This window comes from Chitinophaga filiformis (genome assembly GCF_023100805.1).
Classification (GTDB): Bacteria; Bacteroidota; Bacteroidia; order Chitinophagales; family Chitinophagaceae; genus Chitinophaga; species Chitinophaga filiformis_B.
The window spans coordinates 3356490-3367365 of the sequence record NZ_CP095855.1 but is presented as its reverse complement, the minus strand read 5'-3'; the positions used below and the strand labels follow the sequence as shown (position 1 = coordinate 3367365).

The 10876-nt window shown below is 43.6% G+C and carries 11 protein-coding genes; 8 read left to right on the top strand and 3 right to left on the bottom strand.

Features of this window, described 5'->3' with window-relative positions:
* The first annotated feature begins 244 nt into the window (after positions 1–244).
* The 3 genes from MYF79_RS13450 to MYF79_RS13440 all read left to right on the top strand — a co-directional run bounded on the left by MYF79_RS13450 (position 245) and on the right by MYF79_RS13440 (position 3436).
* Positions 245–787 (top strand): RNA polymerase sigma factor, encoded by a 543-nt coding sequence (locus tag MYF79_RS13450; RefSeq protein WP_247814418.1) that lies wholly within the window; start codon positions 245–247, stop codon positions 785–787.
* 83 nt (positions 788–870) lie between these two features.
* Entirely contained in the window at positions 871–1917 is a 1047-nt protein-coding gene (locus tag MYF79_RS13445; protein ID WP_247814416.1) for a FecR family protein, read from the top strand.
* A gap of 76 nt (positions 1918–1993) precedes the next feature.
* Complete coding sequence (locus MYF79_RS13440) at positions 1994–3436, top strand: endonuclease/exonuclease/phosphatase family protein (RefSeq protein ID WP_247814414.1); 1443 nt, start codon at positions 1994–1996, stop codon at positions 3434–3436.
* 208 nt (positions 3437–3644) lie between these two features.
* On the opposite strand, the gene MYF79_RS13435 is transcribed toward MYF79_RS13440, so the two are convergent.
* The gene (locus tag MYF79_RS13435) at positions 3645–5060 is read right to left on the bottom strand and encodes a PLP-dependent aminotransferase family protein (RefSeq protein WP_247814413.1); all 1416 of its coding nucleotides are present in this window, start codon (positions 5058–5060) and stop codon (positions 3645–3647) included.
* A gap of 167 nt (positions 5061–5227) precedes the next feature.
* Between MYF79_RS13435 and MYF79_RS13430 the strand changes: the two genes are divergently transcribed.
* From MYF79_RS13430 to MYF79_RS13410, 5 genes are all read left to right on the top strand, one after another.
* Positions 5228–5722: a cupin domain-containing protein gene (locus tag MYF79_RS13430; RefSeq protein ID WP_247814411.1), complete on the top strand. Its 495-nt coding sequence runs from the start codon at positions 5228–5230 to the stop codon at positions 5720–5722.
* 47 nt (positions 5723–5769) lie between these two features.
* Positions 5770–6651 carry a dihydrodipicolinate synthase family protein gene (locus tag MYF79_RS13425; protein WP_247814410.1) on the top strand — a complete coding sequence of 294 codons (882 nt, stop codon included), beginning with the start codon at positions 5770–5772 and terminating at the stop codon, positions 6649–6651.
* Positions 6652–7081: 430 nt separating this feature from the next.
* Positions 7082–7693 (top strand): hypothetical protein, encoded by a 612-nt coding sequence (locus tag MYF79_RS13420; RefSeq protein ID WP_247814408.1) that lies wholly within the window; start codon positions 7082–7084, stop codon positions 7691–7693.
* Between the two features lie 22 nt (positions 7694–7715).
* On the top strand, positions 7716–7982 hold the full coding sequence (locus tag MYF79_RS13415; RefSeq protein ID WP_247814406.1) for a hypothetical protein: 267 nt from the start codon (positions 7716–7718) through the stop codon (positions 7980–7982).
* A 47-nt stretch (positions 7983–8029) separates the two neighbouring features.
* Complete coding sequence (locus MYF79_RS13410) at positions 8030–8413, top strand: ester cyclase (protein ID WP_247814405.1); 384 nt, start codon at positions 8030–8032, stop codon at positions 8411–8413.
* Between the two features lie 224 nt (positions 8414–8637).
* On the opposite strand, the gene MYF79_RS13405 is transcribed toward MYF79_RS13410, so the two are convergent.
* A complete protein-coding gene (locus MYF79_RS13405) occupies positions 8638–10152 on the bottom strand; it encodes a hypothetical protein (protein ID WP_247814403.1) in 1515 nt (504 codons plus the stop codon).
* Between the two features lie 247 nt (positions 10153–10399).
* On the bottom strand, positions 10400–10759 hold the full coding sequence (locus MYF79_RS13400) for a hypothetical protein (protein WP_247814402.1): 360 nt from the start codon (positions 10757–10759) through the stop codon (positions 10400–10402).
* Positions 10760–10876 lie beyond the last annotated feature (117 nt).

Below are 10876 nucleotides of genomic sequence, written 5' to 3'. Positions count from 1 at the left end.
AATTTTTTTTCAGCAACATTGAGCGTACAAAATACACGTATAGTTATACCCTCCGAAAACACAATTTCACAAAACATTGACAATCAAATAATTTTCAGCAATAACATTAATTTCTCCGGTTCACATAAAGATTCCCGCTAACAATAGCTTAATATATAAGCTATCTTTAAAACAGGTACAGTTCCGTAGGTAATATTCTTTTTCAATAATTTTGTACCTCTATTCCACTAATCACTGATCAAAAATGGACAATCCGGTTTTCCAGCATATTATGAATGGCGACATTGACGCCTACTCCGGATTGTACAAAGAGTATTACAGGCGTTTCTACAATTATGGCAGGAAGTTCACCAGCAACACTCATCTTATAGAAGACAGTATACAGGAAGTATTCCTTGATCTGTGGAACAGGCGGAATAAACTATCGCATGTAGATTCACCCAATTTTTATCTCTACTCATCATTCCGCTACGTTCTCATAAAAAAAATCAGGCAGCATGATAAAATTGTATTAAATCAGTCTGCAGAAGTAGATTATGAATTCTCCAGTGAGCATGTGATCATCAGTAATGAGCTTAACGAGGAGCTGCAAATTAAACTACAAAAAGCAATTAAAACACTGACAGGCCGGCAGCTGGAAGCGATATTCCTGAAGTATTACGAAGGACTTTCCTATAAGGAAGTGGCATCCATCCTTAATATTTCAGTTAAAGCTACTTATAAGATCGTGGCAAGGAGCCTTTTAGCGCTGAAAGAAAAGGTTATAATCTTTTTATTATTATTCTAATATTTGCTGTTTTTACTATTTGTATAAATTTTCAGAAACTGTATGGGGTAAAATAAGCGCCACCAGATACTATATATAATAGAATGAAAAAAGAATCCATAGCACATAAATATGTTCACTATAAGGAAAGCGATTTTCTTGCGGATTCCTATTTCCAGGAATGGGTGTATCAACCTTCTGCAGATCATGAAACGTTTTGGCAGAAAGTGATCAAGGCCCTTCCCCAGCAAAAGGAAACCATTGAAAACGCCCGCTTATACCTGAAAAGTATCTCGTTTGTGGCTCACACACCTACAGATGAAGAGGTAGAAAGGACCTGGGAAAAACATTTGCAGCTCCTGCAAACCCTGCCTGCACCGTCTGATAAGGTACATTTCCTTTCACGCCGTACCCTGTTCAGAGCCGCCGCTGTACTAACTGGTATAATAGTCATTACTGGCGCCTGGCTCATTTTCCGTCATGGCGGTAAAGAGCAGATCGTTGCCAGCACCGCTTTCGGGGAAATAAAACAGGTCAGGTTGCCGGATGGATCGCAGGTTGACCTGAACGCCAATTCAAAGATCACTTATAGTGAGCATTGGGAAAAAGGCAGCAACAGGGAGGTATGGCTGGAAGGTGAAGGCCTTTTCAGTGTAAGGCCTGTTAATAACAGCGAGAAATTCCTCGTCCATATCAAAGATCTTACTGTCACCGTTCTGGGCACCGTCTTCGACATCAGGCAAAGGCGCAGCAAAACGGAGGTAGTATTGCAAAGCGGGAAAATAAAACTAAGCTTTGCCAACGGTAATGAACAGGATATCATCATGACGCCCGGGCAGATTGTATCGTACAACGACGTGGAGAAGAAATCATTTACAACCAGTACCTCGCCTGAAAAATTCAGCGCATGGAAGAACCAGCGGCTGATCCTGCAGGATCCTAAAGTAAGTGAGATCCTTACTTACCTGGAAGATACTTTCGGAAAGAAAATAATTATGGAAGACCCGGCGCTAAGTAACAGGACCGTAAACGGTCCCATTCTTATATCCTCACTGGACGATGCGCTATTCGTCCTTTCCACCGTACTGAACACCGAGGTGGTGAAACGGGATAGCACGACCATCATCATGCGCCCCCGCAGCTCCAGATAATTTTTTTTGCACCCATGGGGTAAGTTAACAGCTTTTCGACACTATATGAAAAAGAAAAACTATTAACAGATATTCCATGAGAAGGATTTTTACCGCAATTATTTGCATCTGCGCATTCAGCATCACCTATGCCCAACAATATCCGTATTACAGCGACATACAGGCGTTCAGGCAACAAGACGCTATTAATCCTCCGCGAGGCAACGAAATACTTTTCATTGGAAGTTCCTCCTTTACGTACTGGCAGGACGTGAACAACTGGTTTCCAGGGCACCACATCATAAACCGCGGCTTCGGCGGATCCAACCTGCTGGACATCATACATTACGCTGACGATATCATCTTTGCCTATCATCCGGCGCAAATCGTTATCTATTGCGGAGAGAATGACCTGGCGTCGGATACTGTTAAAGCCCCCTTACTGCTAAACCGCTTCCAGGCACTATTTACATTGATCCGGCATAAATTACCCAATATTCCGATCACCTATATCTCTATTAAGCCAAGTCCGAGCCGGATAAGATTGCTGCCCGAAATACAGAAAAGCAATAAAGCTATCCAAAAGTTCCTGGCCAAACAGCCCAATACTTTCTTCGTCGATGTGTACAGCAAAATGCTGCGCGCCGACGGAACTGTCAATGCAACGATCTTCAGGGACGATCAGCTACATATGACACCTGCAGGTTACCGCATCTGGCAGAAGGCCATCGCCCCACAGCTGGTTGAACAATCCATTAGCACCCTGAAAGTGGCTACCTTTAACCTGCGTCTTAATACTGCTTACGACAGTGCAAATGCATGGCCCTACCGTAAAGAAATGGTGAAAGACCTGATCAGGTATCATGGATTCGATGTATTCGGAGTACAGGAAGCCCTCATCGATCAGATGAATGACCTGGAAGCAATGGGCACTTTCGCCCATGTAGGTGTTGGAAGGAACGACGGAAAAGAAGGCGGCGAGTTTTCCGCGATCTTTTACAGTAAAGAAAAATATGATGTAATTAAATCGGGCAACTTCTGGCTGTCGCCTACCCCCGAAACGCCCTCCAAAGGCTGGGATGCTGCGTATATCCGTATCTGTACCTGGGCTCGCCTTGTTGAAAAAACTACGGGAAAGGAGTTCTGTGTCTTCAATACCCATTTCGACAATGAAGGGATACAGGCCAGGGAAAATGCCGCCCGGATGATCCTTGAAAAGATACACCTGTTGTCTGACCAGCAAACGCCGGTGATCATCACAGGCGACTTCAACTCCAGCCCCGCTACGAGCGCTTATGGTATTATTGTAAAACAGTTCCGGGATGCGAAACTGGTATCAAAAACGCCACCTTATGGCCCCGACAGCACCTTCCAGGACTTCAAATACCACAACTGGACCAAAGTGGTAAAAGAAGGACGGATTGACTTTATTTTCGTAAATAATAATGTAGAAGTACTCAACTACGCGGTATTAACGGATTGCAGGGATCTTCGCTTCCCTTCGGACCACTTCCCTGTAATTTGTACTATCCGCTTTTAACCTGTTTTGCTCACCGGAAGTACGCATCACGATTTCCTTCGGCTAGCCAGATCAAAAAAGGCGATATCATACTTTTAAGTGCCCCCGAACGTCAGGCACTTTTGGGGGCACTTAAAAGTATGATATCGCCTCTTTTTGCTCTGGTACCGGCTAATACAGACGGCCATTCAAGTGTTTTCAGACAAAATCCGCCGGGTTATGCGTTATCCTACAATAGTTTTGCCAGCGCTTTAATCCCTTCTTCAAGTTCTTCTTCCCCCAATGCTCCATAACCTAAACGCATCCCCGTAGTTTCACTTTCCCCATGATAAAAATCAGGGGGCAACATCTTTATACCTTTCCGCAGCAATTTCTGAGCAAGCGCCTGCCAATCCACTTTCGCTACCGGTTGTAACCAAATGGCCAAACCTCCATCCGGCAGATGATAATCTGCTTTACCTTTTAAATACCTGTCGAGTAAAGACTGTGTAAGATCACGCCTGGCCTTATAATGAAGAGTAGCTTTCTTTACATGCTTTTTAATAGTTCCGTCAGCGATCAATTGCAATACTGCCTGTTCCATTATGCTATCACCCTGCACATCAATTATCTTACGTAATGCGCCTATCTTCTCAATTAAGGATGTATCGTTGCCCGCAACATAACCTATTCTCAATGCAGGTGCTACAACCTTGCTCATTGTACCTATATAGACAAAATGCTGCAGTTCAGGGAAGCTGGACAATGGCAATACAGGCCTGTAACCAAAATGAAATTCATTATCATAATCATCTTCTATGACCGTAAAGCCGTATTCATTTGACAACCTTATTAACGCTAATCTCCTTTGAAGACTTAAGGTTACAGTAGTCGGGTATTGGTGATGGGGTGTTGTGTATATGGCTTTGATCCTCCTGGACGACCTTAAATGGCGGATAACATCTTCTATGACTAATCCCTCACTGTCGACCCGGACCGGCAATAAACGAGCACCTGCCGCTTCAAACGCCTTCCAGGCAGGTTTATACCCGGGGTTCTCTATTACAATGCAATCTCCCTTGCTGATCAGACATTGAGCGGTAAGATACATGGCCATCTGGCTGCCTCTTGTAATACATATGCTTTCGCTATTTATATGCATTCCTCTTTGTTGATTAAGCATTTGTCCGATGGCATTTCTAAATGCAGCATCGCCCAACTCATTTCCGTAGCCCAATATCTGCCAACGGGCATTCCGGTTGAATATTTGCTTGTATGCCCTGGCCAATTCCGTTACAGGAGCAATTTTGGTATCCGGGTAACCGTCATCAAAGCTGATACGGCATAATGTTGGAGGAACGATATTCCTTTGTTCACTCAAAGACCTTTTGTTCCTGTGCGATATGGGCAACACGTCTGCCACAAAAGCACCCTTTCTCTCTTTTGACACAATCCACTCTTCATTCAGCAGAACGTTTAGTGCTTCTACCACCGTATTCCTGTTCACGTGCAGCATTTCTGCCATGTTCCTGCTGCCAGGAAGGGCATCTCCGCTTTTCAGTCTGCCGATCTGAATAGCCGATATAATAGCGTCAGCTATCTGCAGATAAATGGCTTTATCGGCGTTGTAGTCCAGTCTTATATCTACTTTCCAGGGTCTAAGCATATGAACATCCATTTAATTCAGATACAGAATAATCAACCGCAAATGTACAATTATCCCTCAAATTGCTGGACTACCTAAATTTACAAAAACTGCACCATACACCTCATCCAGGCCGCATATACTTTTGTACTGCAATCATTGCAAAAACACAATAAAAAAGATTAAACATGACAAAGACAAATGCTAAAACAGAACAAACAGGGAACACCGAACAACCTTCATTCAGCTCAAAAGACTTTCATAAAACCTTTGCCAGACCGGTTTACGTCAAACCCTCACACCTGATCCACAAGAACGTTGAACAGGCAGGCACCCACCAGCAATTTTCCACCGAAAGAAAGCACCCTGTGTTTTTTGTTGATCTCCCAAGCAAAAATGTGAGCATGACCATTGGCGGCTTACTTCCGGGGCAACTCACCAACCGCCACAGGCATACCTATGAAACAGTGCTGTATGTGCTGGAAGGCAAAGGCTGGACCGAGGTAGAAGATGAGCGTGTTGAGTGGAAAGCGGGTGATGCAGTATATATTCCGTCCTGGGCCTGGCACAGACATCAGAATCTCAGTGACAGTGAACCCGCCAAATACCTGGCCTGCGAAAATGCGCCACAGCTGCAAAACCTGGGTGTTGCTCTGCGCGAAGAAGAAGGAAGGGATCTTTAATTTTAAAAACCTCTGCGGAGAGTTCCATTCACCAACTACAGAACAACATGAACAATATTTTATTTAAGGGCATAATCGCCTATCCAATAACTCCCTTTGATGAAAAAGGGAAAGTAAATATTCCGTTATTTAAGAAACTGGTTGATCGCCTGGTAACCGCCGGCACACATGGCATCGCTCCACTAGGCAGTACCGGCGTTCTACCATATTTAACGGATGAAGAAAAAGAAGCTGTTACAGAAGCTACCGTTCAACAGGTTGCGGGCAGAATACCAACCCTTGTTGGCGTATCAAATCTGACTACAGATAAAACGATCTACCATGCACAATTTGCTGAAAAAGCCGGGGCTAAGGCGGTAATGATCATCCCGATGAGTTACTGGAAACTAACCGACGATGAGATCTTTGCACATTATGACGCCGTAGCCGCTAAAATATCTATTCCCATCATGGCATATAACAATCCGGCAACAGGAGGCATTGATATGACGCCCGCCTTATTAAAGCGCCTGCTACAAATTCCCAATGTTACCATGATCAAGGAAAGTACAGGTGATATTCAACGAATGTATCATTTGAGGAACGAACTGGGAGATGAGGTCGCATTCTACAATGGCTCAAACCCATTAGCGCTGGCAGCATTTTCCGCCGGTGCAAATGGATGGTGTACCGCAGCACCGAATCTGATCCCTGAGCTGAATATTGCATTATTCGATGCCATTCAGGCAAATGATCTTCAAAAAGCAAAGTCAGTATTCTATAAACAGCTCGATTTGCTAAGGTTCATTACTGCTAAAGGACTACCAAGAACAATCAAGGCAGGCTTGCATCTTATTGGCGAAGACGGAGGCAGTTTAAGAACACCATTACAACCTTTGACAGACAGCGAGATGGCAACCTTGGCTGGCATTCTTTCGGGGATAAGGTAGTAATGTGCCAGGGCCTGTTGGTATCTTAAAAACTATCTTTGGGCATCTAGATACCTTACAGGATGATAAGGCTAAAGGCAAGATAGAGGAAATTCTATCTTGCCTTGGCATGACATAGCTCGTCTTACCACATTCCTTATTTCAGCAAGCGGACTTAGACATTATCCCTTTAGAAATACCTTATACTATAAAATAAGCCCTGAATGTCCAACACCGCGACGTCTGGCGCCAATAGCTTATCGGCATCTGCACCCAATTCACCATATAAAAGCAAGCCATTACTATCCTCCATTTTAAACCTATAACTATCAACGCCGGGTAGTTCAACAATTCAGTACGCCGGGTCAACAGTTATGTTAAGTATGTTACCAATCAATCAGCCGCACACTATTATTTGGCTGGAAGCAACTTTCATTCTACTTTAGCAGGCATGAGTTACTACATACGCGTCCTGGGGACAGAAAATCCTGACATTCATTTAGATGAAATTTTAGAAGCGCTGGACCAGGAAGGTCTCAATGCCAGGCTGGGCGCGCTCAAGCATGAAACGCCCGAAAAATGGACACGTGTAGAATTAAGGAATGAAAATGACAAACTGCTGGCTGTAATTGAAAGAGATGCAGTTACAAATGAAGGAATGGGAAAGGAAGAGCTGGATGAATTCAGGGCAAGCATCCTTGATTTCCAACCGTCTGCTGCAGCGAAATGGTTGAACAGCTTTTTTGATCGTGTACAGGTTATTTACGCCTTCCGGCTGTTACCTATAGGAATGGAAGAGGATAATTACCCAATTATCACCACCACACAATCATACATCTGGGAAAAGGTGAAAGGCATCTTACAGGCTGATGAAGAAGGATTTTCCAATGAAGAGGGCTATCATATCCTGTGGCAGTTCCCCGATGATGTGGATGGAGACTGGAACTGTGCGGTGTTGAGCGCCGACGGGAAATGGGAAAACTTCAGCATGGACTTAGGTAATAAAGATCAGCAAAAAGCTTTTAAAAGTGGTCAGGTCCCTCCGGGTGCCAAACGGCTTTAATAGCTACTAAAACTAAAGAACAATGGTTACAGACTTCTATCCCTTTATGAAAGTATCACTGCATGAGGATTGTGGAGTGGTAACTGAAGAGTTCTTCGAAATAAATGTGGACAGGCAACAAAATGTAGATCACAGGATATATGATGTCATCCGTTGGGATACCGAAAACAGTTCAGATTCTGAAGACTGGAGAGGATTATGGGACAGTTTCTCTGCAGCCGGAGGTAAAGAGATAATCCAGGAACATCAATTTATGTTTATTAACAATGATGGAACTGTGAAGCAATGATAACTTGCAGCCTGGTGCAAAGTTTGCTGCGATGACTAAAACACACTATGTCTGCACTCAGTGATATCTACCTGGATTATATTGCCCGCCTCAATCAGCAGGACTGGCCTAACCTTCATCAATTCGTGCACACAGATGTGGAGCATAATGGCAGGTCGCTAGGTTTAAACGGATATATTGAAATGCTGAAGACCGATTTTAGCGATATCCCTGATCTTCACTACAACATTGAGATATTAGTTGCCGATGCCGCATACCTGGCGAGCCGGCTGCAATTCAACTGTACCCCAAAGGGCAGTTTTCTCGGTCTTCCTGTAAACGGGAAAAGAGTTGTGTTTGCTGAAAATGTATTCTACAAATTTCAGGATAACAAGATCCGACAGGTCTGGTCGGTGATCGATAAGGCCGCCATAGAAGCCCAGCTTACCTGATCGTCCCCATTTCCATTATCGATCCCGAAATTATCGCCCGGATCACAGGCGGGAAGAAGGACGTCTTTGTAAACACGGGCAAGAATACCAGTAAGACCTGGCGCCAAAGAACAGCTTGAATGGATGAAGCCCTACAAGAAGAGCACCCATCTCTCAACAAAATAGATAGGTGCCCTTCGCATTGATTTACGCTAATCTGCACTTTACACAGTTCACTACCGGCTTTATTCAGTTCGCTTGGGCAACGTGATAGGAATGCCTATTTTAATGCCTATGCCGATGTTTCGCTTCTGGAAGTCCCGTCTTGGCTCTTCAGTGCCGGTAATGGCGTCAGTTCTGGTCTTATCAGTAAAATCCTCATACCGGAAATAGGTAATAATAGAAAGAAGAGACTTATCTTTTTCCCGGTTATTTATATTAAACACCAGGCCTCCTTCAGCACCAGCCTTCCAGGTGTCCTCAGCTCTTCCGACCACGCCTGGCAGCTTGTATAGGTCGCTATTAGCAATATTCCCCGCCAGGTATAAACCGGGAACGAAGGAATTCAGTGGCAGCAAATAGAATTCTGCCGCCAATTGCCGCTCCCATCCTTCCTTTATAGCCGAATTGTTATATGCTGTCCCCGTCTTTATTTTCTCCGTTTGCGAGGAGCCATTTTGAAAAAAGGGCGTGCGGGTTTCATAATTGAAGCTGCTAAGATTAGATACGTTGTTACTATACGCCAATGAAGGGCCGCCTCTTAAAAGAACCGCTATTTTATTAGGTGTGAGCCAATATTTATTGAAATAAACTGAAACTCCGTAAGTCCATCGATAATCAGGTTTAAAATAAAGGGAATCCTTATCTTCGAATGTAGTGTAATATTCATTCACCTTTTCTGTTTTTACAAAGGGATTAAACGACCACCAGCTGTACCTTTTTCTGGTCCAAAGCCCATCGGAGTTAGCTACCATTTTATCCAGCTCGTTATCTTTCCGCTTCTTATCTGTTTTCTCATACTTTTTATAAAGCTCAACCAGTTCCGGATAATAGTCTTTATCAGTATTGATATTGCCATTTCCATCTGCTGTGGCCTGTGGCAGCAATTTCAGTACCTGGTCCCATGTTAGCTTCGAATCTACTGTAATAGATTTGTTATTAAGCAACTTTTGTAACAGCACTTCGGCGATCTTTTTATGTCTATCGGCAGCGACAATTCCTGTCGGCCCTTTTTTGGGACTTTTTAAAACCTGGAGATGATGGTTATACAATTCCGTCAGTACAAAAAAAGTATCCCGTTGCCTGACAGACTGCTGTAAAACCAGGTCATTATTCGCAATTACCAGCTTTTTATTTGCCCTGGCCTCGTTTCCGTATCCGTACAAAGCACTGTTTCCCCAGGTTATGGTGTGAAACGAAGGTCTGAATTCAAAAGCAGCATTCGCATTTGTACCTTTGAAAAAACCAAAGTTTTTGTCAGTGACACCGCCCTTTAATTCGAAGCCAAAGATCTCGAACGGAAAATACCATTTAGGGGCTTTATTAGGGAACATAGCGGATATTGTTCCTTCTGGTTTAGACACATCGATCTTCACACCACTTACCGGGGCATTTTCCCCTACGATGGCATAAGTAATGTCCTGGACAATCATCCTGCTGAACGACTGTGAGAAAAGGTCCTGTTTAGGGTCAGCAGTAGATTGCGCATGTGCGGATAACGTCCCGAGCAGAACTAATGCGAGTAGTTTTAGAGGTTTCATAAATGTTGTGGTATTTAATAGGTTGAAAAATGAGCAACGCTGCAACATGAGGGAAAGCCCGCCAATCAGACTGATTGTCAGATGATAACTGAAGTTCGCAACATGTATATATTTTTCAATAAGGGGTTAAAATTCAAGTTGGCCCAATCCCAGGGTAGCCCGGATAGATTTGCTGCGTGAATTTAATAGATTCTCCGGAAGTAATCAATAGCAGACTGACATTCACTTAACCGTAACGGCCATATTATCATTTGTGCTTTTCCGGCGTATAGCCTTTGTAAGACAGAAACAGTCCAATTAAAAGCAAAACAGCAATGATTGCATAGGTGAATATATTCTGCCCTCCTTGTTTGGCTGCAGGGAAAAAAATACGGAATGCTCCGCCGGCGACAGCGCCCCAACCCAGAAGTGTAATCACAATACGCCAGTCAGATGTCCAGATATTATGTATCCGGATAATCGAGAGTCCTGTAACAAACAGAATAATTCCATTGAGATAAGTAATAGCCGGAATATTGTTACTCCATATATCCAGGTTGATCGTCTCGGAAATACTCATTACACTGAGGGTTGGTCCAATAAGTTTAGCTAATTCCTTTGATTCCATGCGGCTATTTACGGAAATTAATTTACATGAAATGAAAAAATGTACAGAAAGGTCCGGCGCTATCTATCCATTAACTATACTATCGTCCAATCTCCTTTCCTGTATTGCTTTTACGAG